This window comes from Acidovorax sp. K2F (genome assembly GCF_025246485.1).
Taxonomy (GTDB): Bacteria; Pseudomonadota; Gammaproteobacteria; order Burkholderiales; family Burkholderiaceae_C; genus Acidovorax; species Acidovorax delafieldii.
Genome location: NZ_JAOBSQ010000030.1, coordinates 215963 through 237959 on the forward strand (window position 1 = coordinate 215963; position 21997 = coordinate 237959).

General features: G+C 66.2%; 19 protein-coding genes and 1 riboswitch. Of the genes, 8 read left to right on the forward strand and 11 right to left on the reverse strand.

The genetic code is table 11. The annotated features are described in order from the left end of the window. The first annotated feature begins 12 nt into the window (after positions 1-12). Together tadA and N4G42_RS10130 are read left to right on the forward strand one after the other, a co-directional pair. Complete coding sequence (gene tadA, locus N4G42_RS10125; RefSeq protein ID WP_260667045.1) at positions 13-1404, forward strand: tRNA adenosine(34) deaminase TadA; 1392 nt, start codon at positions 13-15, stop codon at positions 1402-1404. A gap of 84 nt (positions 1405-1488) precedes the next feature. Continuing rightward, positions 1489-2472, forward strand: a complete 984-nt coding sequence (locus N4G42_RS10130; RefSeq protein ID WP_260667046.1) for an LD-carboxypeptidase — start codon at positions 1489-1491, stop codon at positions 2470-2472. 91 nt (positions 2473-2563) lie between these two features. On the opposite strand, the gene N4G42_RS10135 is transcribed toward N4G42_RS10130, so the two are convergent. After that, entirely contained in the window at positions 2564-2923 is a 360-nt protein-coding gene (locus tag N4G42_RS10135; protein WP_056067399.1) for a hypothetical protein, read from the reverse strand. 400 nt (positions 2924-3323) lie between these two features. Here N4G42_RS10135 and N4G42_RS10140 point away from each other — a divergent pair, with 400 nt between their 5' ends. The 3 genes from N4G42_RS10140 to N4G42_RS10150 all read left to right on the forward strand — a co-directional run bounded on the left by N4G42_RS10140 (position 3324) and on the right by N4G42_RS10150 (position 7951). Then, complete coding sequence (locus N4G42_RS10140; protein ID WP_056744210.1) at positions 3324-4253, forward strand: adenylate/guanylate cyclase domain-containing protein; 930 nt, start codon at positions 3324-3326, stop codon at positions 4251-4253. A 113-nt stretch (positions 4254-4366) separates the two neighbouring features. After that, positions 4367-6919 carry a penicillin acylase family protein gene (locus N4G42_RS10145; protein WP_260667047.1) on the forward strand — a complete coding sequence of 851 codons (2553 nt, stop codon included), beginning with the start codon at positions 4367-4369 and terminating at the stop codon, positions 6917-6919. A gap of 18 nt (positions 6920-6937) precedes the next feature. Next, positions 6938-7951, forward strand: a complete 1014-nt coding sequence (locus N4G42_RS10150; RefSeq protein WP_260667048.1) for an asparaginase — start codon at positions 6938-6940, stop codon at positions 7949-7951. A gap of 97 nt (positions 7952-8048) precedes the next feature. On the opposite strand, the gene N4G42_RS10155 is transcribed toward N4G42_RS10150, so the two are convergent. Then, positions 8049-8666 (reverse strand): hypothetical protein, encoded by a 618-nt coding sequence (locus tag N4G42_RS10155; RefSeq protein ID WP_260667049.1) that lies wholly within the window; start codon positions 8664-8666, stop codon positions 8049-8051. A gap of 233 nt (positions 8667-8899) precedes the next feature. Between N4G42_RS10155 and N4G42_RS10160 the strand changes: the two genes are divergently transcribed. Further along, complete coding sequence (locus N4G42_RS10160; RefSeq protein ID WP_260667050.1) at positions 8900-9628, forward strand: hypothetical protein; 729 nt, start codon at positions 8900-8902, stop codon at positions 9626-9628. A gap of 36 nt (positions 9629-9664) precedes the next feature. On the opposite strand, the gene N4G42_RS10165 is transcribed toward N4G42_RS10160, so the two are convergent. From N4G42_RS10165 to N4G42_RS10185, 5 genes are all read right to left on the reverse strand, one after another. After that, positions 9665-10939: an acyl-CoA dehydrogenase family protein gene (locus N4G42_RS10165; protein WP_056067410.1), complete on the reverse strand. Its 1275-nt coding sequence runs from the start codon at positions 10937-10939 to the stop codon at positions 9665-9667. A 52-nt stretch (positions 10940-10991) separates the two neighbouring features. After that, entirely contained in the window at positions 10992-12077 is a 1086-nt protein-coding gene (locus tag N4G42_RS10170; RefSeq protein ID WP_260667051.1) for a phosphotransferase, read from the reverse strand. 44 nt (positions 12078-12121) lie between these two features. Continuing rightward, positions 12122-12841, reverse strand: a complete 720-nt coding sequence (locus tag N4G42_RS10175; protein WP_015013747.1) for a Crp/Fnr family transcriptional regulator — start codon at positions 12839-12841, stop codon at positions 12122-12124. A gap of 183 nt (positions 12842-13024) precedes the next feature. Further along, positions 13025-13804, reverse strand: coding sequence for an oxepin-CoA hydrolase, alternative type (locus tag N4G42_RS10180; protein WP_260667052.1), 780 nt, complete (start codon positions 13802-13804; stop codon positions 13025-13027). 36 nt (positions 13805-13840) lie between these two features. Further along, positions 13841-15364: a 3-hydroxyacyl-CoA dehydrogenase gene (locus N4G42_RS10185; RefSeq protein WP_260667053.1), complete on the reverse strand. Its 1524-nt coding sequence runs from the start codon at positions 15362-15364 to the stop codon at positions 13841-13843. A gap of 106 nt (positions 15365-15470) precedes the next feature. Between N4G42_RS10185 and N4G42_RS10190 the strand changes: the two genes are divergently transcribed. Continuing rightward, entirely contained in the window at positions 15471-17648 is a 2178-nt protein-coding gene (locus N4G42_RS10190) for a hypothetical protein (RefSeq protein ID WP_260667054.1), read from the forward strand. 102 nt (positions 17649-17750) lie between these two features. Here the strand turns inward: N4G42_RS10190 and N4G42_RS10195 are convergent, their stop codons facing one another. From N4G42_RS10195 to thiO, 4 genes are all read right to left on the reverse strand, one after another. After that, the gene (locus tag N4G42_RS10195; RefSeq protein WP_260667055.1) at positions 17751-18647 is read right to left on the reverse strand and encodes a thiamine phosphate synthase; all 897 of its coding nucleotides are present in this window, start codon (positions 18645-18647) and stop codon (positions 17751-17753) included. Continuing rightward, complete coding sequence (locus N4G42_RS10200; RefSeq protein ID WP_108498154.1) at positions 18640-19449, reverse strand: thiazole synthase; 810 nt, start codon at positions 19447-19449, stop codon at positions 18640-18642. Before N4G42_RS10200 ends, N4G42_RS10195 begins: the two co-directional genes overlap by 8 nt. 78 nt (positions 19450-19527) lie before the next feature. After that, positions 19528-19725, reverse strand: coding sequence for a sulfur carrier protein ThiS (gene thiS, locus N4G42_RS10205; protein WP_056067422.1), 198 nt, complete (start codon positions 19723-19725; stop codon positions 19528-19530). Then, a complete protein-coding gene (gene thiO, locus N4G42_RS10210) occupies positions 19722-20855 on the reverse strand; it encodes a glycine oxidase ThiO (RefSeq protein WP_260667056.1) in 1134 nt (377 codons plus the stop codon). Before thiO ends, thiS begins: the two co-directional genes overlap by 4 nt. Positions 20856-20906: 51 nt before the next feature. Next, positions 20907-21052: riboswitch (TPP riboswitch) on the reverse strand. Between the two features lie 68 nt (positions 21053-21120). Between thiO and thiD the strand changes: the two genes are divergently transcribed. Beyond that, positions 21121-21996, forward strand: coding sequence for a bifunctional hydroxymethylpyrimidine kinase/phosphomethylpyrimidine kinase (gene thiD, locus N4G42_RS10215; RefSeq protein WP_260667057.1), 876 nt, complete (start codon positions 21121-21123; stop codon positions 21994-21996). Position 21997: the final 1 nt, after the last annotated feature.

Here is a 21997-nt window from a genome sequence, read left to right on the forward strand (position 1 = left end):
GAAAATATAGTGATGAAAATCGCCGACGATGCGCACTGGATGCGACTGGCCCTGGCCGAGGCGCAAGCGGCTGCCAGCGCGGGCGAGGTGCCCGTGGGCGCCATCGTGGTCAAGGACGGCCAGGTCATCGCCACTGGCCGCAATGCCCCGGTGGAAGGCCACGACCCGACGGCCCATGCCGAGATCGTGGCCCTGCGTGCTGCGGCGCTGCGCCTGGGCAACTACCGGCTGGACGGCTGCAGCCTGTATGTGACGCTGGAGCCTTGCGCCATGTGCAGTGGCGCCATGCTGCATGCCCGCCTGGCACGGGTGGTGTTTGGTGCGATGGAGCCCAAGACGGGGGCGGCAGGCTCGGTGCTCAACCTGTTTGGGCATGCCGAGATCAACCACCAGACCGAGGTGCAGGGCGGGGTGCTGGCCGAGGAGTGCGGCGGCCTGCTGAGCCGCTTTTTTGCGCAGCGGCGCCGCCAGCAACGCGCCGAGGCATTGGCTCGCCACCCCCTGCGTGACGATGCCTTGCGTACACCCGATGCGGCTTTCGCGAACCTGCCCGGCTACCCCTGGGCTCCCCACTACGTCAGCGACCTGCCGACTCTGGCGGGCCTGCGCCTGCACTACCTGGACGAAGGCCCGCGCGACGCATCGCGCACCTGGCTGTGTCTGCATGGCAACCCGGCCTGGAGCTACCTCTATCGCCGCATGCTGCCCACCTTTCTGGCTGCAGGCGACTGCGTGGTGGCGCCCGACCTGATCGGGTTTGGAAAAAGCGACAAGCCCAAGAAGGAAGGTGCGCACCAGTTCGAATGGCACCGCCAGGTGCTGCTGGAGCTGATCGAGCGGCTGGACCTGTGCAATGTCGTGCTGGTGGTGCAGGACTGGGGCGGCATCCTGGGCCTCACGCTGCCCATGGCGATGCCTGAGCGGTTTGGCGGCCTGCTGGTGATGAACACGCTGCTGGCCACAGGCGATGCACCGTTGCCCCCGGGCTTTGTGGACTGGCGTGCGATGTGCCGGGACAAGCCGCTGTACGGGGTAGGGCGCCTGCTGGCACGCGGCAACCCGCACATGAGCGCTGCGGAATGCGCGGCCTACGATGCCCCCTTTCCGGACAAAGGTTACCGGGCTGCGCTGCGTGCGTTCCCCGAACGTGTCCCTGCCGCCCTGGATGACGCCGGTGCGGCGCTGTCGCGTGCAGCCCGCGATTTCTGGCAGCACCAGTGGCAAGGCCGCAGCCTGATGGTGTTGGGGGCGCAAGACCCCGTGCTGGGGCTGCCCACCATGCGGGCGCTGCAACACAACATCCGTGGATGCCCCGAGCCGGTGGTGCTGCCCCATGCGGGCCACTTTGTTCAGGAGCATGGCGAGGCCATTGCCGCACAGGCTGTGGAATACTTCACGCACTGATGTGCCCGCTCGTGCCCCTTGACTGCATGGGGCAGCGGGCATCCCCCCTGTTTACGGAGCAGGCCCCACCGGGGCCTGAGCGCTTTGCACGACCACCATCACGATCCCTCGCAGTGCGACCACGACCACGGTCCCAAGCACATCTACATCTACTCGCCTTCCAGTGCAGTGCGCGACAAGGCCGCCTTCAAGCGGGGCATCGCCCGTCTCAAGGCCCAGGGCCATGAGGTGGAGGTGGATGTGGACGCGCTGGCCACACACACACGCTTTGCGGGCGACGACGCCACCCGGCTGGCCGCCATCCACCGTGCGGCGGCCAGTGGTGCCGATGTGGCGCTGATCTCGCGCGGGGGCTATGGCCTCACCCGCATCCTGCCGGGCATCCGCTACAAGGCGGTGGCCAAGGCCATCGAAAAGGGCACCCACTTCGTGGGCGTGAGCGACTTCACCGCCTTTCAGCTTGCCGTGCTGGCCAAAACCGGGGCCACCACCTGGGCGGGGCCGTCGCTGGGGGCCGATTTTGGCGTAGAGGGCGCGCCTGACGACATCATGGAAGCCTGCTTTGACGACCTGCTGACCGGCCATGGTGAAGGCACGGGCTGGCGCACGCACAAGGAAAAGCCCCATGCCACTACCGGCAAGCCTGCTGTGCCCAACGTCTATGTGAAAAGCGCCACCCTGTGGGGCGGCAACCTGGCGGTGCTGGCTTCGCTGGTCGGCACGCCGTACTTCCCGCAGGTCAAGGGTGGGGTGCTGTTTGTGGAGGATGTTCACGAGCATCCCTACCGCGTTGAGCGCATGCTGACCCAGCTGCTGCACGCCGGTGTGCTGGCCCAGCAAAAGGCCGTGGTACTGGGGCAGTTCACCAACTTCAAGCTGGCGCCGCACGACAAGGGCTACAAGCTGCAGTCGGTGGTGGACTGGCTGCGCACCCAGATCAAGGCGCCCGTGCTGACCAACCTGCCGTTTGGGCATGTCGAGACCAAGGTGCTGCTGCCCGTGGGCGCAACGGTGTCGTTGTCGGTGGAAGAGCGCGATGCGCTGATCTATTGGGGCCACCAGCACTGAACAGGCGGCGCTAACCCGGGGCCGCAGCGTGGCACGATGCCGGTGCGGCGTGGTGACCGGCCCCGGCCGTCAAGGCTGCAATCTCAGGGTTTCAGAGGTGCGCGCGGGGTGCGTTGGGCATTTGTGGCACCCGCAGCGACAGCGGCAACTGCCCCTGGAACATCGGCGTGACCTGGTCCAGCACCGTCTGTGCGATGGCCTCGCCGCGCAGCAGGGTGAGCGTGTCGAGCAAATCGCTGCGCAGGTACCACAGCGCTTCAATATCGCCCGCATAGCGCAGGCGCATATTCATGCGCGCCACTTCGCAGCCGGTCAACCCCATCAGGCTGTGCAGCATGGCACGCCGCACCTCTTCCAGACCCTGGTCGCGCACCCAGGCCGTCGATGACGGCTTGTCACGACCGAGCAGGTCGTGCAGGTTGTTGCGGAGATTGGGCTTGTTCCAGCGCATGGACGGTGGGCTGTGCGATTTTTGTAACAGGGTCGATCAAAGTAAGCGGGAGTGAGGATTGACGCAAGGGTGGCGCTCCTGTTTTTGCATAAAGACAACACGGCGCCCCCGTTTGTTGCGAACTTTTACGCAATTCATCGCGAATGCTTGCGGCGGCCTGACGCGAGGCAACCGGGTGAACAGGTGCCTTGCTCGGCGTGTGCTTTGCCGGGTCTTCAGGCACCCAAGATGCGCGCCCTCTACGCCTACTGCCACCACCAGCGCCTGCAGTGAGGCCGCAAGTACTGGCGTGCGTGGCCCGCAAAGACCTTGGCAAAGGATTGTTGACGCTTTGATAGATGCGTCTTCGTTGAGCTTGCACTAAACTGGTTCACATGATGTTACTAATCGGCCATCGTTCATGAGTGTGTTGTCAACGGTGGTCTTCGCCGACATTTCGGGCAGCACCTCGTTGTATGAAACGCTGGGCAACGAGCGCGCCACCGAGGCGGTGACGCAGGTCACGCAGTGGATCAGTGACACCATCGAGGCGCATGCAGGCCGCGTGGTCAAGAAGCTGGGCGACGGAGTGTTGTGTGTGTTTGGTGATGCGGCCAGTGCCGTGACTGCCACCACCCACATGCTGCGCCAGCACCAGGCGCGTCTGGACCGGTGGCCGCAGCCGCTGCGCATGGACATCCGCGTGGGAGTGGCCAGTGGCGAGGTGGTCGATGTGGATGGCGACTGCTACGGTGATGCCGTCAATGTGGCCTCCCGCCTGTGTGAGCGCGCGGGCCCCGCCGAAATCTGGGCCACCGAGACGACTGTGCTGCTGGCGGGGGCCGCTGCCGATGTGTGGTACCGCAAGCTGGGCCTGATGGAAATCCGCGGCAAGGCCGAGCTGCAGATGCTCTATCAGGTGGAGTGGCGCGAGAACGAAGAGCCCGACTCGCTCACCATGCAGGCGGCGCTGGTCAGCAGTTTTGCTCCGGCCGATTCCATCCTGGGGCAGATCCAGTTTTCCTGGCATGGGGTGGACATGTCTTTCACCTCGTCGGATGCGCCCGTGCATGTGGGGCGCGCCAACCATGCCCAGCTGTGCATCAATGACCCCCGCGTTTCACGGCTGCATGCGCGCATCGACTGGCGCAACAGCGGCTTTGTGCTGACCGACATGAGCAGCTTCGGCACCTGGGTGCGGTTTGACGGCAGCGACTCGCCCGTGCGGCTGCGCCGCGATGCCTGCATCCTGCATGGCACGGGGCAGATTGCGCTGGGGGTTCCCTTTACCGAGTCCAGTGCTCCGATCATGAACTTTCAGGTCGCCGGCACCAGCGTTCATCTGGGCTGAGGCCGTCGGCTGCCGCCGACAGCTGTCACAGCGCGGCGGGCTCCCGGTCTGCGCGCAGCCCTTTCACTTCCGAACCAACAGAAATAACCCAGAACAATCAGGAGACACGAGACATGGCGTGGATGAAGCGAACGGCCGTCGGGCTGGTGGTGGCGGCCTTGCTGGCTGGCACGGGGGCCGCCGTGTATGTACAGCGTAGCTTTGCGACACTGGATGGCAAGTTGGTCGTGAAGGGCCTGCGGCAGGCCGTGCATGTGCAGCGCGATGGCGCAGACGTCACCCACATTCGCGCGCAGAGCCCGCAAGACGCCTGGTTTGCGATGGGCTACGTGCATGCGCAGGAGCGCACCTGGCAGCTGGAGTTCAACCGCCGTGTGATGCACGGCGAGCTGTCCGAAGTGTTTGGGCCTGCCACGCTGGAGACCGACAAGCTCATGCGCACGCTGGACATCATGGGCACGGCCAAGCGGCAGTATGCAGGCCTGCCGTTGTATGCCCAGGAGGCCCTGCAGGCCTACAGCCAGGGCATCCACGCCTTCCACCAGAACCGCCCCCAGGCGCTGCCGCCGGAGTTCCATATCCTGGGCGTTCAGCCCGGCGGGACCACGGGCGCTGTGTGGGAGCCGGAGGACAGCGTGGGCTGGGCGCTGATGATGGCGCTGGACCTGGGCGGCAACTGGGGCAACGAGTTTGCGCGGCTGTCCGTTGCGAAAACGCTGGACACCGAGCGCTTGTGGCAACTGATGCCACCGTACCCGGGCGAGCGCCCCGCAGCCTCGGCCGACCTGGCCGCGTTGTACCGGCAGTTGGGGGTGTACCGGGCCACCGATGCCAGCGCTTCTGCTGCACCGGCGGCCGCCGCTGAACCGGTCGACCGGGGAGCTGCATCTGCCGCGCTGGGTGACGGGCCTTTGTCCCGCCAGATCAGTGCCGGCATGCTGGCCTGGGCTGACGAACTGACCCGCAATGCGGGTACCAACGAGGGCAAGGGCAGCAACAACTGGGTGCTGGCAGGCACCCGCACCGTCAGTGGCAAACCGTTGCTGGCCAACGACCCGCACCTGGGCCTGTCGGCACCCGCCATCTGGTACTTTGCGGGCTTGCAGGCTCCCGCAGGCCAGGCGTCTGACGGCACCCCCATGGGTGCCATCGACGCGGTGGGCGCCACCTTGCCCGGCATGCCCTTTGTGGTGCTGGGCCGTACGGACAAAGTGGCCTGGGGCTTCACCAACACCGGCCCCGATGTTCAGGACCTGTACCTGGAGCAGATCAACCCCGCTGATGCCTCGCAGTACCGCACGCCCGAGGGTTGGGCGCCCTTCACGGTGCGCAACGAAACCATCCGTGTGAAAGGGCAGGCCGACGTCGCCCTGAAAGTGCGCAGCACCCGGCATGGCCCTGTGTTGAGCGACGCGCAGAAGTCGCATGCCGACGTGCTGGACCTCGGCAAATACGTGCTGGCGCTGCGCTGGAGCGCGCTCGATGCCGACAACCAGACGGTGCTGGCGGGCCTCCAGACCAACCAGGCGAAATCGGTGGACGCGTTGTTCGCGGCCCTGTCGCACTACCACTCGCCGATGCAGAACGTGGTGGCTGCCGATGACCAGGGCAACATCCGTTTCAAGGCCGCAGGCCGCGCACCCGTGCGAGACCCGGCCAACGACATCCGGGGCGTGGCGCCCTCACCGGGCTGGGATGCGCGGTACGACTGGAAGGGCTGGCTGCCGTATGACCAGACGCCCGAGGACAACGGCGCCCGGGGCTGGATTGCCACCGCCAACCAGCGGGTGACCGCGCCGGACTACCCCCACTACCTCACCCAAGACTGGGCCTTGCCCTACCGCTACGAACGCATTGCGCAGTTGATCGAGGCGACCGACAAGCACGATGCCGCGAGCATGCAGGCCATCCACCGCGATGTGACCTCGCTGGCCACGCGCAGGCTGCTGCCCTACCTGCAGCAGGCCAAGTCATCACACCCCCTGGCCGCAGCTGCGCAACAGCAGCTCCAAGGCTTTGACGGTGTGATGGATGCGGGCAAGGCTGCGCCCCTGGTGTTTGCCGCATGGACCGACGAGCTGGCGCGTGGCCTGATCGTGCCGCGCATCGGTGACGCGCGGTTTACCGCCACCTACGGCAAACGCGACTACCGGGCCGCGCTGGAGGGCATCCTGGAGCGCAACGACCCCTGGTGGTGCCAGCCGGCATCGTGTGCAGAGCAGTCGGCCGCAGCCCTGGGACGCGCGCTCGACCGGCTGCAGGCGGCCTACGGCGCAGACCCCGCGCAATGGCGCTGGGGCGCGGCGCACCCGGCACTCAGCGTGCACCGGCCATTTGGCAATGTGCCTGCACTGGCCCGCTTTTTTGACGTGAGCGAGCCATCGCATGGCGACGCCTACACCGTCAACGTGGGGCAGTACAACGCGGGCGAAGCCAAGGGGCCGTTTGTGAACCGCCACGCCGCATCGCTGCGCGCGGTGTACGACCTGGCCGACCTGGAGCAGTCGCGCTTCATCTACCAGACCGGACAAAGCGGCCTGGTGTTTTCGCCGCGTTACCGCGACATGAGCAGCACCTGGGCGCAGACGGGCTACCGCGCCCTGCAGCGACAGCCTGCTCGCTGGTCCCATGAGCTGACGCTGGCCCCCGCACCGGCGGCGCAGTAACCACTGCTGGAGATCACCATGGGTTTTGTTCCGCTGATCGAGGTGACCCGGGGCGACCTCGCCGAATGCCAGCACTGGGGCGCCGTGGCGGTGTCCGACCGCCATGGCCGTGTGCTGGCGCAGGTGGGCGACCCGTACACGGTCACGTTCACGCGCTCCACCATCAAGGCATTTCAGGCCCTGCCGTTCATGCAGTCTGGCGGCGCCCAGGCGCTGGGCTGGGGCGCGGGCGAACTGGCCCTGCTGTGCGCCAGCCACAACGGCGAGGCCATGCATGTCGAGCAGGTTGAGCACATGCTGGGCAGTGTGGGGCAGAGCTACCACGCCCTGCGCTGCGGCTGCCACCGGCCGCTGTTTGCCGAGCTGGGGTTGGGGTCGCTGCCAGAGGGTTTTGTGCCCGACGAACGCCACAACAACTGCAGCGGCAAACACGCGGGTTTTGTCGCCCATTGTGTGCGGCAGGGCTGGCCGCTCGACAAGCATCTGGACTCTGCGCACCCGTTGCAGCGGGCGATTCGTGAGCGGGTGGCGCAGGCAGTGGGGCTGGGGCCTGAGCAACTGGTCGTGGGCATCGATGGCTGCTCCGCCCCCAACTACGCCATGCCGCTCGCGCACCTGGCCCGGGGCTATGCGCGCCTGGCGGGTGGGGCGCCCGACACGGATCTGGACCAGAGCCTGACCGCACTGGCCGATGCCATGGTGCAACGCCCGGAGCTGGGCTCCGGCACCGGCCGGCACGACCTGGATTTCATGCGGGCAGGGCGGGGCGATTGGGTCTCGAAGACCGGGGCCGACGGGGTGCAGGTGGTGGGCAGCCGCAGCCGTGGCGAGGCCTTTGCCCTCAAGATCATGGACGGCAACATGGTGGCGCAGGTGGCGGCTGCGGTGGAGGTGATGGACCAGCTGGGATGGCTGGACGCCACCCAGCGAGAGGCCCTGGCGCTGCGCAGCAACGCGGTCATCCGCAATGCCAAGGGGCTGGTGGTGGGCGGCCGGCGGCCGGTCTTTCGCTTGCAACGCGCAGCGGCTTGAGCCTGGGCGACGTCTGGGTGGCTACCGTCGGAAGTGCCGGTTCCTGCTCCCACGGCGTGTTGGGCAGAGAATTTGCGTGAAATCGGCCGGTAGCGCACTATTCATATGTGCTGGCTGCTTCAAAAAATGTAGCAAAAGACTCGGTGTCCGGCAGCACGTAGATCACCCCTGGCGCCCGGCCGAACCTGGGCGCGATGAATTGGTCGTAGAACGCTGCGGGTGCGTTCACACAGCCGTAGCTGATGCGTTTGCCCCTCGCGCCGGGGCTTGCAAGACGCTGCAGGCGGCGCTCTGCGGCGCTCACGCTGCGCACCCGGTGCAGTGAGACGGCAGCGTCGTAGTCGATCCACACAATGTCTTCACCCTGCAGGTTGCGGCCAGGCTCGGTCACAAAGCGGCCTGCAGGGGTGGTACGTTCGTGCGGGCGGATGTGGGACAGAGGCTTGGCCCCGATGCCCGGGGCTGAGCGGTCGCCTGCCGCGGCACCCAGCAGCACAGGCGCGCTGCCCAGCCATTGGGCCTGGGCAGAAAACACGTGGATGCGCGCGGCAGGCTTGTCGATCACGGCAAACGGCAAGCCCTGGTGGTCGGCCGTCGCGGTGGACCAGCGGACCAGCTGGCGCACCCGGGCCGATGCGTCGTCGGGCAGTGCCAGGGCAATCCCCGGTGCGACGAGCGCACCAGCCAGGGTGATCAGGGCAAGTCTGCGGTCCATAGAGAAGAGCATGTGGGCTGTTCAGATCGCCAAAAGTGAATGCGGCGGGGTTGCTCCGGCGCGGTGCAGTGCCCATGCGCTTGGGTAGTGGCCGCACCAGCCGTTCGCCGCTTTGCCCTTCCGGTATGGTGAACCAGGTCACAGAAGGCGTTCCGCCGGTTTGCCGCAGCGGCCGATGCCCCCAATAATGCCTGCATCCGTGACTTCCGCGAAGCCTTGGGCTTCGAATCGCCATGTTTGACCGTCTTCGCAAAGCGCTGCATCTGCCCGGTGGCCCGAATGCCGCACGGCCCGTGTCCAACCAGGAGGTGGTGCGTTGGGCGGCCACCCAGCGCCTGGCGGTGGTGCCGCAGGCGGTGGACGGGCATTTTGACCTGGGGGGCGACCTGAATGGCCACCCGTGGCGGCTGGAATGTGGCAACCCCACGCGTGACTATGTGCGCGGCCTGGAGTTGCGGGGGCGCGCCGATCTGGGGGTGGACCCGGACGCGGCGGTGATGGTGCTCAACCGCCCCTTGCAGGAGTCCCTGGAGGGCAATGCCTACAACGCCATCACCGACACCCTGCAGACCACGGTGAATGCCAGCCTGCCCGAGGAAATGCGCTGGCTGGCCATGTTTGAAGAGGTGACCTGGCCGGGCCTGCCGGCCTCGTTTCGCCAGCACTTTGCGGTGGTGGCCGAGCGCATGGAGACCGCGCAGCGCTGGATCCATGCGCCGGTGGTATCCCAGTTGCTCAACATCGTGGAAGGCGAGGGCGGGGCGGTGCGGGCGCAGTCGCCGCTGCTGTTGATGCTGGTGCGCGGCAAGGTGTACCTGCGCATGGAGCACACGCAGCGCAGCCTGACGGAGATCGCCCAGGCCACGCAATTGCTGCTGGCGGCTGCCCAAGGGGCATTACACAACCTGCCGCCCCCTGCGGCCGCAGGCGGGGCGACGGGAGACGCTGAGGACCCGCAGTAGAGCGTCTGCGGGTCCTGTGTCCTGTGCCGTGGAGCGTCAGCTACCGCGGGTCACCGGCACGGCGGCGTCCCGGCCGTAGGTGCCGTACTTGCCCAGCTCCCACTTGGCAATGGCGTTGCGGTGCACTTCGTCCGGGCCGTCGGCAAAGCGCAGGGTGCGCGCACCGGCGTAGGCATAGGCCAGCGGGAAGTCATCAGACATGCCGCCACCGCCGTGCACCTGCATGGCCCAGTCGATGACCTGGCAGGCCATGCTGGGGGCCACCACCTTGATCATGGCGATCTCGGTCTTGGCGACCTTGTTGCCAGCCACGTCCATCAGCCAGGCAGCCTTCAGGGTGAGCAGGCGGGCCATGTCGATCTTGCAGCGGGCCTCGGCAATGCGCTCCTGTGTCACCGTCTGCTGCGCAACGGTCTTGCCGAAGGCCACGCGTGACGATGCGCGCTTGCACATCAGCTCCAGCGCACGTTCGGCCAAGCCAATGAGGCGCATGCAGTGGTGAATGCGTCCAGGGCCCAGGCGGCCTTGGGCGATCTCGAAGCCACGGCCTTCGCCCAGCAGGATGTTGGAGACGGGCACACGCACGTTCTCGAAGGTCATCTCGACGTGGCCGTGCGGTGCGTCGTCGTAGCCCAGAACATTCAGCGGACGGATGATCTTGATGCCAGGGGCGTCGGCGGGCACCAGCACCATGCTCTGCTGCGAATGGCGTGGGGCTTCGGGGTCGGTCTTGCCCATGGTGATGAACACTGCGCAGCGCGGGTCGGCGGCACCAGAGATCCACCACTTGCGGCCGTTGATCACGTACTCATCGCCCTGGCGCTCGATGCGGGTCTCGATGTTGGTGGCGTCGCTCGATGCCACATCGGGCTCGGTCATGGCGAAGGCCGAGCGGATCTTGCCTTCGAGCAGGGGCTTGAGCCAGCGGGCCTTGTTGGCTTCGTCGCCGTAGCGGGCAATGGTTTCCATGTTGCCGGTGTCGGGCGCGGAGCAGTTGAACACCTCGCTGGCCCATGGCACGCGGCCCATGATTTCGGCCAGCGGTGCGTATTCCTGGTTGGTCAGCCCGGCACCTGCATAGCCGGATGCTGCGGCGCTGTCGACCGGCAGGAACAGGTTCCACAACCCGGCGGCCTGGGCCTTGGGCTTGAGGTTCTCGATGGTGTTCAGCGCGCTCCAGCGCTTGCCTGCGACGGTGTTGGCGGCCAACTCATCCTTGTAGGCAGACTCGTTCGGATAGATGTGGTCATCCATGAACTGGAGCAGCTTGGCCTGCAGTTCCTTGGTTTTGGGCGAGTAGTCAAAGTCCATGGGTTTCTTCTCCGTTGGTAATCGTGGGCGGCGCTGGTGTTGCGTCGTGTGTTCAGCCGCGTTGCGCGAAGGACCAGGCCAGCTGGGCCATGGGTCGTGCGGTGTCGCCCGAGGCCTTGGCCTGGGCGCTGGAGGCCGTGCCAGCCTCTACCCGCTTGGCAATGCCCTGCAAAATGGCGGCGATGCGGAACATGTTGTAGGCGAGGTAGAAGTTCCAGTCGGCACGCAGCGCATCGGGGGTGGTGATGCCGGTGCGCTCGCAGTACAGGCGGATGTAGGTGTCTTCGTCGGGAATGCCCAGCGCGCCCAGGTCCAGCCCCGCAATGCCACGCCCCAGCGAGGCAGGAATGTGCCAGCTCATGCAGTGGTAGCTGAAGTCCGCCAGCGGATGGCCCAGTGTGGACAGCTCCCAGTCGAGCACGGCGATCACGCGGGGCTCGGTGGGATGGAACATCAGGTTGTCCAGGCGGTAGTCGCCGTGCACGATGGACACATGGCCCTCGTCGCGTGCGCTGGCGGGCATGTTGGCGGGCAACCATTCCATGAGGCGGTCCATCTCTTCGATGGGCTGCGTGATGGAGGCCACGTATTGCTTGCTCCAGCGGCCGATCTGGCGGTCAAAGTAGCTGCCGGGCTTGCCGTAGCTGGCCAGGCCTCGGTCTGCAAATTTCACCGTGTGCAGCGCCGCGATCACCCGGTTCATCTCGTTGTAGATGTCACCACGTTCAGCTGGCGTCATGCCGGGCAGGGACTGGTCCCACAGCACGCGGCCCTGCATGCACTCCATCACGTAGAAGGCGCGCCCAATCACCGACTCGTCCTCGCACAGCACAAACATGCGCGGCACGGGAACGTCGGTGCCGTACAGGCCGCTCATCACCGCAAACTCGCGCTCGATGGCGTGTGCTGAAGGCAGCAGCTTGGCCACGGGCCCGGGCTTGGCGCGCATCACGTAGCTGGCGCCTGGGGTGATGAGCTTGTAGGTGGGGTTGGACTGCCCGCCCTTGAACATCTCTACCGTCAGCGGGCCCGCAAAGCCCTCCATGTTCCTGGAGAGCCATGCAGTCAGCGTTTCGATGTCAAAGGCGTGCTGATCGGAAACAGGGCGGGTGCCGACGAAATGGTCAAAGTTGCTCATGGAGGCGGATGAAGGTTCTGGCTGTCAGTGATGGGGTAAGTGAGTCAGTTGTCGGCTTCAGCGATGCGCATCAGGGCTTCGCGGTCCCGCACCACCAGGCCGCCCGGCTCGATGCGGATGGCGTCTTCGCGTTCCATGGCCTTGAGTTCCTGGTTCACGCGTTGGCGCGACGCACCCAGCAGTTGTGCCAGTTCTTCCTGCGCCAATTGCAGACTGATCCGCATTTCGCTGCCGTCCGACAGGCTGGGCACGCCGTAGCTGCGCACCAGGTGCACCAGCTGCTTGGCCAGGCGCGATCGCAGGGGAAGCGTGTTGAGGTCTTCCACCAGCCCGAACAGCTGGCGAATGCGCCGCGCATGCAGGCGCAGCATCGCTTCGTACAGCTCGGTGTGCACGGCCAGGATCTTGCGAAAATCGGCCTTGGCCACACACAGGATCGTGGTGTCGCCGTGCGCGTAGGCGTCGTGCGTGCGCCGGTCCCCATCGAAGATCGCCACGTCGCCGAACCAGATGCCCGGCTCCACATAGGTCAGCGTGATCTGCTTTCCCGAGATGGATGTGGAGCTCACCCGCACTGCACCGCGCGCGCACGCAATCCACTCCTCGGGCGGGTCGCCGCGTGCGGCGATGAGGCCGCCGTCCTTGAAGCGTTTGACGTATGCACATCGCAGGATGTCGTGGCGTAGCGAAGGTGAGAGTGATGAAAACCAGCGACCGGAGTTGATCGCTTCACGTTCTTCGATAGTAAGAATCGGGTCGTCCATGGCCTGTCTTTTGGGTGACTAGAAACAGGCCCATTGTCGCGTCAGGGACCTGCGCAATGCGTCAGGGTTGTCACCTGCGTGTCTGCGCGTAGGCCAAAAGAAAACCCCCGGCGCTGGGTGGCAGCGTACCGGGGGTTGATGGGTCTGCGACGGTGGATGCGTCGAGGCGTTTGTGGTGCAGCGCTACTCGTAGCGGGGCACGCGCTTTTCCAGAAACGCTGAGATGCCTGCGCCGCCATTGGCGTGGTGCAGATTCTTCACGAAGTGGTCGCGCTCATGGCCCAGGTGGTGCGTGAGCTGGGCATGGGGAGCTTCGTTCAGCAGCTCCTTGATGCTGGCCAGTGCATTGGGTGCACGGGCATTGAGCTGCTCGGCCAGCGCCAGGGCGGTGTCGAGTGCATTGCCTGCTTCGGCAAGGCGGTTGACCAGGCCCAATGTGTGCAGGCGTTCTGCGCTGATGCGGTCCCCGAACATGAGAATCTCGGTGGCTATCTGGCGGGGCAGCGCGTGGGCCAGGCTCCAGCTGGCGCCGCCATCGGGCGACAGGGCCACGTTGCTGTAGGCCATCACAAACACGGCATTGCGGGCCGCCACGATGAAGTCGCAGGCCAGTGCCAGCGAAAACCCTGCACCGGCTGCGGCGCCCTCCACGGCGGCGATCACCGGCTTGGGGTAGGTGCGGATGGTCTCGATCCAGTTGTGCAGGCCTTCAATGCTTTGTGCCTGCACCTGCGGCGCTTCCTGGCGGTTGGCCAGCAGGCGCTGCAGATTGCCGCCCGAGCAGAACATGCCATCGGCGCCCGTGATGACCACGCTGCGGATGTCGGGGCTGCTTTCGGCCACGCCCAGCGCTTCCACACCCGCGGCATACATCACCGGGTCGATGGCATTGCGCCGCTCGGGGTTGCGAAGGGTCAGGATCAGGGTTTGGCCCTGGCTGGTGCTCTGGAGTTCTGCGGGCATGGTGGTCTTCAGTGAGGCGGCCGTGGTGCTTGGCAATCAGTCTTCTTCGACATGGCTCAGGCTCAGGCCAATCGCACCCCGTCGGCGCAGCCATGGGCTGGGGCGGTAGCGCGTGTCGCCATACACGGTCTGCATGTTGAACAACACTTCCAGGATGTTGGTGGGGCCCCAGCGGTCGCCCATGGCCAGGGGGCCCAGCGGGTAGCCCAGGCCCAGGGTCACGGCGGTCTCAAGATCCTTGGGGGTGCAGATGCCTTGCTGGCAGATGTCGCTGGCGATGTTCACGATGGTGGCCACCACGCGCTGCGTGACGAAACCACCGCTGTCACGGATCACACTGACAGCCTTGCCGTCGCGCGCAAACAGCGCATGCGCCGCGTTGCGGATGTCAACGCGCGTGGCGGGGTTGGTGGCCAGCACGCGGCGCTTGGTCGCGGCGTCATCGATGAGCATGTCGATGCCGATGGTACGGGCTGGGTCCAGCCGCTCCACCACTGCGACGGTGGTCACGTCAAAGCCCAGTGGGGCAACCAGCGTGATGGCCTGGGGGGAGGGGGATTGGCCGGTCTCGATGGTGGCCCCCAGGTCCTTGAGCAACTGGTACAGCTCGGCCCGGCGTGCAGCGCGCGGGGACACCCACACCGGCGGAATGTCGTTGACCACGGGGGCAGGCGCCTCGGCAGGCACCTGCGCCGTGCCCTCCACGTAGCGATAGAAGCCTTCGCCCACCTTCTTGCCCACCACGCCCCCCGCCAGACGCTGCGCGGTGATCACGCTGGGGCGGAAACGGGGTTCATCGTAGTACTGGCGGTAGATGGACTCCATGACCGGGTGCGACACGTCCAGCGCCGTCAGGTCCATCAACTCGAAGGGCCCCAGCTTGAAGCCGACCTGGTCGCGCAGGATGCGGTCGATGGTGGCGAAATCGGCCACGCCTTCGCCCACGATGCGCAGGGCCTCCGTGCCGAAGCCGCGCCCCGCGTGGTTCACGATGAAGCCAGGGGTGTCCTGCGCCTGTACAGGGGTATGGCCCATTTCCTTGGCATACGTGGCCAGCGCAGTGCAGATCGCTGGATCTGTCTTGAGGCCCGCGATCACCTCCACCACCTTCATCAAAGGGACGGGGTTGAAGAAGTGGAACCCGGCCAGGCGTTCGGGGCGCTTGAGGGCTGCGCCAATGGCCGTCACGGACAGGGAGGACGTGTTCGTGGCCAGCACCGCATCGGCGCGCACCACCCCTTCCAGTTCGACGAAGAGAGCCTGTTTGGCATCCAGCCGCTCCACGATGGCTTCCACCACCAGATCGCAGGCCGCCAGGTCTGCCGCCGTTTTGACGGGGTGCAGCCGCGCGGTCAGCGCTGTGGCTTGGTCCGCTTCGATCCGGCCCTTGGCGACCAGCTTGTTCCATTGCTCCTGCAAGGCGGCCCGAGCGGCGTCGGCGGCTCCGGGGTTGGCGTCCAGCAGAAAAACCTGGCTGCCAGCCTGGGCAGCAATTTGCGCGATGCCCCGGCCCATGGCACCGGTACCCACGATGGCGATCTTGGGAAACTGAATTTTCATAGCGGCATTATGGCTCTGGCCTTATCTGGGTCTTATGTGCAAGAATCCTCCGGACCGAAAAACAGAATTGATTGTGAAAATCCGTAACACCGTTTTTGGACCAGGATTGTGGGCGCTTGCAGCCGGTGCTTCGGCGCTGTCCCTGGGCAATGGTAGTGGTACGGTCGTGTTGGGTGCCCCGGTCGATCTCTCGTTCGAGTTGCAGCCCGACCCGGGCACGGATGTCGCATCGTCCTGCGTCACGGCCAAGCTGGTGGCAGGCGACAACGCCATCAGTGACAACAAGGTGCGCGTGGTCCCATTGCCCGAGGTGCGTGGGCGTCCTTCAGGGGTCCGCGTGCTGGCCTCGGTATCGCTGGATGAACCGGTTCTCACCGTGACCCTGACCGCAGGGTGCAACGGAAAAACCACGCGCAGCTACACCTTCCTCTCGGATTTGCCGACCACCGTCACCCGGTCCACCTCTGCATCCCCGGTGGACTTGGCGCGGCTTCCTGCAGCAACCCCCAGCGCAGCTTCAGAGTCACAGCTTTCGCCTTCACAGGGCAGTGGCAGTGCATCTGCGGCTGCCGCCGGTGCGATGCAGGCCACCAGGCCCCGTGACAAGGCGCCTGCACTGGCAAGGGCCTCGGGCTCGCCCTCCGCTGAGAGCCGCCCTCCCGGCTCTCCAACTGCCGCGCGGCCTTCCGCGCGTGTGGGCACGGCAGCACCTGGCAAGTCGGTGGTGGCCGCTGCACCTGCAGCGCGCTCGCGTTTGGTGGTTGAGCCCCTGGACACCTGGCTGGACAGTCCTGTGGCGTTGCGCTCTACCGCGCAGCTACCCACGGCGCCTTCTGAAGAGATGTCGGCCCTGCGCACCCAGGCCGCCGCGTTGTGGAGGTCGTTGAACGCGCAGCCGGAAGAATTGCAAAAAGACGGCGAACGGTTGAAGGCGCTGGAATCAGACACCGCCGCATTGCGAGCACAGGCCGCCAAGGACCGTGCAGCCGCTGGCCAGTTGCAGCAGCAGCTGGAGGCGATGGAACAGGAGCGTTTTCCTGCGACGGTGGTATATGCCTTGGGCGGTCTGCTGGCCTTGGCCTTGGCGGGGGTGGCATGGATGTGGTCGCGGATGCGCAGCGCCTCTGACAAGGCAGTGCGTTCGTGGCGCGATTCTGTGGCCTTGGGCGCACGTGGCGATGCAGCATCGGCGCATGAAGAAGCGGTCAGTCTTACCCCCCATCCCGGCGACACGTGGCTGCCGTCGGAAACCCAGCCTCATGCCGTCGCGGCGAACCCCGAGTCCGGTGCCATGCCCCTGCGCAAGGCAGCCCCTGCGGCCGTGGAACCGCGCTTCGTAGCGACCAGCCCGGCGGCGAGTGCTCCCGCCCCCTTGCAGGCGAAGTCGGTTTCCGCGCCGGCCGCCGCCTCGGTAGCGCCCCACATCGTCAACCCTGAAGAGCTGTTTGACATCCAGCAGCAGGCTGAATTTTTTGTCTCGGTGGGCGAGCACCAGCAGGCCATCGAGGTGCTGAAGAATCACATTGCCGAGCACCGCCAGACCTCGCCCTTGGCCTACCTGGAGCTATTGCGGCTGTACCACACGCTCAGCCGTGTGGATGAGTTTGCGCAGCTGCGAACGCAGTTCATGCAGTCCTTCAACGCGCAAGTGCCGGAGTTTGCGGGCTTTCACCGCACGGGCCGCATGCTGTACCACTACACCGACGCACTCGCCGAGATCGAGGCCGAGTGGACAACGCCTGCGGTGCTGGGCTTGCTGGAGAAATTCCTGTTCCGCCGCACGGGCGCTGAAGCGGTGGAGCCGTTTGATCTGGCGGCCTATGACGATCTTTTGCTGCTGCTGGCGATTGCACAGACCACGCCCGCCAGCGCGCGTGGTGCAGCGCCCCCGCGCAAGCGGACGACGCCCCTGGCACCGCCCCGGTCCGAGACCCTGGTGGCACCTGCAGCTCCTGCACCGGTGGCGCTGCACGACGACCAGCCACTTGATTCACTGGCAGCCAGCCTGGAGTTCGAGTTCGCGATGAAGGCCCAGCAGGAGCCCGAGCCCGTGCGCTCTGCAGCCACTCCCTCCAGGCCCGCAGCAGCAGTAGGCGAGGATTCGCGGGGCATTCCGCTCGACCTGGATCTGTCGGAACCACCCCACCTCACGCTCAGCGATCTGCCCCCGGTGCCCGTGACGGCGCCGCCGCCAGCGGGCCAGCCGGTCGGCTTTGGCATGGAGAACGATCTCATGGAGCTCCGCCTTGAGCTGGAGCAGATGAAGAAGCCCGACAACAAGTAGCGAGCAGGCGACCAATCGGCCACCCGGCGACTATCCAGGTGGCGCTGCGATGGTCGTGAGGGATGCGCGATAACCGCCGTGGCAGCTATCGCCACCGAGCCGTCACCGCATCAGCGCCATCAGCTCTGCGGCCGATGCTTCAGGGTCCGGTGCATTGACCAAGGCACGCACCACGGCCACGGAACCCACGCCAGTGGCCAGTACCCTGGGGAACTGCTCGGCGCTGATCCCACCAATCGCCACCTGCGGGTAGTGCCGCATCAGCCGCGCATACACGCCCAGCCTGCCCACGCCCTGGGGAGCGGTGGCCATTTTTTTCAGGGTCGTGGGGAACACTGCACCCATCGCGATATAGCTGGGCCCCACGGCGTCGGCACGCACCATTTCGGCATATCCATGGGTGCTCACGCCCAGACGCAGGCCCGAGCGATAAAGCGTTTGCAGTTGCTCTGCGGTGAGTGCGTCCAGGTCTTCCTGGCCCAGATGAATGCCGTAGGCGCCAGCTTCGATGGCGTCCCGCCAGTGGTCGTTGACGAACAACAGCGCGCCTGTGCCTTGCACCGCCTGGACGGCGGCCTGAACTTCGGTCCGGATGGCCTGGGCGTCGTCCGACTTGAAGCGCAATTGCACCGTGGGCACCCCGGCACGTGCCATGCGGCCCACCCACTGGGCGTCGGGCAGTACGGCATACAAGCCCAGGTGCTCCGGGCACGCGGCGAACTGCTGGGCGCGCGGAAGGCGCTGCAGGCCAAAGTCCTGGGGCTCGTCCGGCCATTGCTCGGGCTGTGCACTGCCAGTGCGCAGCGCGCGCACCTGCCAGGCGCGGGCCAGGCATTCTGCGTCATGGGCGATGAAGCCCAATTGGCTGCAGGCCTGTAGCGCGGCGAGGTAGACAGGGTCCTGCAACGTGGGGGCTGGCACGGGCTCGGGCGCAAACCCCGCAAAGGTGGCCGCGTGGTGGCTCAGGATGGCCTGCGCCAGGGTGGTGGTGTCATGCATGGGCGTGGTGCCAGAAAGGGGTGCCCAGCACGGGGGTGCTGGGCTGGGCGGCGTCTTGTGCGGCCATGGCACCGGCTAGGCGGGCTGCGCGCCCGGCGCTGACGGCATCGGCAAATGCGCCGGCCATGGTCACGGGGTCTTGGGCCAGGGCCACGGCGGTGTTCAGCAGCACGCCGTCGTAGCCCCATTCCATGACCTGGCAGGCGTGCGAAGGCAGGCCCAACCCGGCATCCACCAGCATGGGCACGTTCAGGCGCTCGCGCAGCGTTTGCAGCGCATAGGGGTTGACCGGGCCGCGCCCGGTGCCGATGGGGGCGGCCCAAGGCATCACGGCCTGGCAGCCCACATCGACGAGGCGCTGGCAGAGCACCAGGTCTTCGGTGCAGTAGGGCAGCACCTGAAAACCTTCCTTGATGAGGTGCTCGGCCACGCCCACCAGGTTCAGCGTGTCGGGCTGCAGGGTGTAGTCATCGCCGATCAGCTCCAGTTTGATCCAGGGGGTGTTGAACACCTCACGCGCCATCTGGGCGGTGGTGATGGCCTCTTGCGCGCTGTGGCAGCCAGCGGTGTTGGGCAGCACGGGCACGTTGAGCTTGCGCAGCAGATCCCAGAAGCTGCTGCCGCTTTCGGCCGGGTTGCTGCCCTGGCGGCGCAGGGATGCCGTAACCATGGCGGGCTTGGCGCGTTGCACAGCGGCTTCGAGCACGGCGGGCGATGGGTAGCGCGAGGTGCCCAGCAGCAGGCGGCTGGCGAACGTCTGGCCATACAGCACCAGCGGGTCTTGGGGCGTCGGAGTGGTCATTGGTTTACTATGATTTTTGTAGCTGCTAGTGCATGATTTATAAGCGCTTACAGCTCTTTTGATTGAATTTTGGCTGATTCAGCCGCCCGTGACCGGCGAGATGATCTCCACACGGTCGCCAGGCTGCAGCGCATGGGCGGCGTAGCGGGTGTTGGGCACAAAAGTGGTGTTCACCGCCACGGCAAACGGGGGGCGCGCTTCGATGGCGGCCACAGCATCGGCCACGGTGGCACCTTCGGGCAGTTCGTGTGGGATTTGGTTGATCGAGATGTTCATGCAAATGCGGGGGCTGCAACGCCGGTCGGGGCGGGTGCGGCTGGCTCCAGTTCCAGCCGGAGGTCAAAACGTTCGGACAGGGTCGATTGTCCCGTGTTCAGCACCTCCAGGGTCACATCCAGCATGGCGGGCGAGATCATGAAGCCGTGGCGGTACAGACCGTTGATCTCCAGCACGCCCGGGCGGGTCTGGCGGATGGCGGGCAGGTTGTCGGGCAGCGTGGGGCGGCACTGCGTGGCCAGCTCGAGGATGCGGCCCTCGCCAAAGCCGGGGTGCACCGCATAGGCGGCGCTCAGCAGTTCCAGGGTGGAGCGAACACTGGCCGGGGAGCGGTCGTCGGACTCGATCTCGGTCGCGCCAATGACAAACAGATGGTCTTCCTTGGGCGCAATGTAGATGGGGTAGCGCGGGTGCACCAGCCGGGTGGGGCGCTGCAGCGTGACGTCGGGCGCATGGATGCGCACCACTTCGCCACGCACGCCGCGCAAGGCACTCCACTGGCCCTTGGCGCCCAGGCCCCGGCAGTCCAGCACCCGGTCAGGCTGGCCGGGTGCGCCGGGCGTAAAGGCTTCGGGCGACTGGGGCGTGTGCCAGTGCATGCGCACTCCCAGGCGCTCCATTTCCACCACCAGGGCGGCCAGCAACTGGCGGTTGTCTAGCTGGCCTTCGCCGGGCAGGTACAGGCCCTGGTTGAAGCGGTGCGCAAGGGCGGGCTCCACCTGCTCCAGGGCGCCACTATCGAGCTTTTGCAGGGCGGGCAGCTCGGGCAGGCCGCGCTGGTTGTTTTCGAGCTGGCGGGTGAAACGCTGGGCTTCGGTCGCGTCCTGGCGATGCCACACGATCAGCGTGCCGGCCTGCTGAAAAAAAACGGGTTCTGACAGAGCTGCCAGCAACTCGGGCCAGCGCGTCAACGCGTGGCGGCCCATGCGCACCACGCCGGGTTCGGTGATCGCGGACTCTGCCAGCGGCGCCAGCATGGCCGCGGCCACCGTAGCAGCCGAGTTCTCGGCGGCGGGGCTGCCCGCGTCATAGATGTCCACGCGGTGCCCCAGACGCGCAAGCTCCACAGCCAGCAGACGGCCCATGAGCCCTGCGCCCAGGATGGCAAAGGAAGAAGGTGGAAGTGACATAGCTCCGTCAGTGTGTCCATGTAGTGGCAAGCAGCCATGGACAAAACGGGGTCACCGTTGATGGAAACTCCCCACGCCAGCATGACCTGGATCGGGTAGCGGGGCTGCTGCGTGTGCCGCAGTGCACAGGGTTCTGTGCGGGCCCCAGGGTATTTCTCAGTCGCGCACCATGCGGTGGGACACCCCTGTTTCGTCCGGAAAATGAATTACAGCACATCCCCCATGCGCCCCGTTTTGACGTGGCGCATAGGCCATAATTTTTGCCATGATTTCACCGACGACCTCCTCGCCCTCCACGGGCCACCGCTACGCACGCGTGCTCTCCATTGCCGGGTCTGACAGCGGCGGCGGCGCGGGCATCCAGGCCGATCTCAAAACCTTCAGTGCCTTGGGCTGCTATGGCATGACGGCCATCACCGCCATCACGGCCCAGAACACCTGTGGGGTGACAGGCATCCATGGCATTCCGCCCGAGATGCTCAAGGCCCAGATCGATGCGGTGGTGCAGGACATTGGCGTGGACGCCGTCAAGATCGGCATGCTGCACTCACCGGACGTGGTGCACGTGGTGGCAGAAGCCATTCGGACCTATCAGCTGCCGCACGTGGTGCTGGACCCGGTGATGGTGGCCACCAGTGGCGATCGGCTGATTGCCCAGGAGACGGTGGCCGTGCTGGTCCAGGAGCTGTTTCCGCTGGCCGAAGTGGTCACGCCCAACCTGGACGAGGCCGGATGGCTGCTGGGGCGCAGCATCGAGGGCGTGGAGGCGCTGGAGCTGGCCGCGCAAGACCTGCTGCGACTGGGCGCCCGCGCCGCGCTGCTCAAAGGCGGGCACCTTCCGGGCGACTGGGTGGTGGATGTGTTGGCCGTGCAAGGCGGGGAACACGCACAAGGTCAGGGCCACCGGTTGCAGTCACAGCGCATTGCCACCCACAACGGGCATGGCACCGGGTGCACCCTGTCGTCAGCGATTGCCGCGCAGCTGGCACTGGGCCAGCCGCTGCAGCAGGCCGTGGAACAGGCACGGGCCTACATTCTGGGGGCCATTGCTGCCGGGGCGGATGTCACCACCGGCCACGGCCATGGCCCGCTCAACCACGGCTACGCGCCCGTGGCGCAGCGGGTGTTTCAGGCACTGTAGA

What these genes read in the sequence shown, in the direction of transcription:
- N4G42_RS10135 (WP_056067399.1), bottom strand. Translation starts at nt 2,923, where the DNA reads ATGCGCTGGAACAAGCCCAATCTCCGCAACAACCTGCACGACCTGCTC.
- N4G42_RS10165 (WP_056067410.1), bottom strand. Translation starts at nt 10,939, where the DNA reads ATGGACTTTGACTACTCGCCCAAAACCAAGGAACTGCAGGCCAAGCTG.
- N4G42_RS10170 (WP_260667051.1), bottom strand. Translation starts at nt 12,077, where the DNA reads ATGAGCAACTTTGACCATTTCGTCGGCACCCGCCCTGTTTCCGATCAG.
- N4G42_RS10160 (WP_260667050.1), top strand. Translation starts at nt 8,900, where the DNA reads ATGTTTGACCGTCTTCGCAAAGCGCTGCATCTGCCCGGTGGCCCGAAT.
- thiS (WP_056067422.1), bottom strand. Translation starts at nt 19,725, where the DNA reads ATGAACATCTCGATCAACCAAATCCCACACGAACTGCCCGAAGGTGCC.
- N4G42_RS10140 (WP_056744210.1), top strand. Translation starts at nt 3,324, where the DNA reads ATGAGTGTGTTGTCAACGGTGGTCTTCGCCGACATTTCGGGCAGCACC.
- N4G42_RS10195 (WP_260667055.1), bottom strand. Translation starts at nt 18,647, where the DNA reads ATGCATGACACCACCACCCTGGCGCAGGCCATCCTGAGCCACCACGCG.
- thiO (WP_260667056.1), bottom strand. Translation starts at nt 20,855, where the DNA reads ATGTCACTTCCACCTTCTTCCTTTGCCATCCTGGGCGCAGGGCTCATG.
- N4G42_RS10145 (WP_260667047.1), top strand. Translation starts at nt 4,367, where the DNA reads ATGGCGTGGATGAAGCGAACGGCCGTCGGGCTGGTGGTGGCGGCCTTG.
- N4G42_RS10185 (WP_260667053.1), bottom strand. Translation starts at nt 15,364, where the DNA reads ATGAAAATTCAGTTTCCCAAGATCGCCATCGTGGGTACCGGTGCCATG.
- tadA (WP_260667045.1), top strand. Translation starts at nt 13, where the DNA reads ATGAAAATCGCCGACGATGCGCACTGGATGCGACTGGCCCTGGCCGAG.
- thiD (WP_260667057.1), top strand. Translation starts at nt 21,121, where the DNA reads ATGATTTCACCGACGACCTCCTCGCCCTCCACGGGCCACCGCTACGCA.
- N4G42_RS10200 (WP_108498154.1), bottom strand. Translation starts at nt 19,449, where the DNA reads ATGACCACTCCGACGCCCCAAGACCCGCTGGTGCTGTATGGCCAGACG.
- N4G42_RS10175 (WP_015013747.1), bottom strand. Translation starts at nt 12,841, where the DNA reads ATGGACGACCCGATTCTTACTATCGAAGAACGTGAAGCGATCAACTCC.
- N4G42_RS10180 (WP_260667052.1), bottom strand. Translation starts at nt 13,804, where the DNA reads ATGCCCGCAGAACTCCAGAGCACCAGCCAGGGCCAAACCCTGATCCTG.
- N4G42_RS10150 (WP_260667048.1), top strand. Translation starts at nt 6,938, where the DNA reads ATGGGTTTTGTTCCGCTGATCGAGGTGACCCGGGGCGACCTCGCCGAA.
- N4G42_RS10155 (WP_260667049.1), bottom strand. Translation starts at nt 8,666, where the DNA reads ATGGACCGCAGACTTGCCCTGATCACCCTGGCTGGTGCGCTCGTCGCA.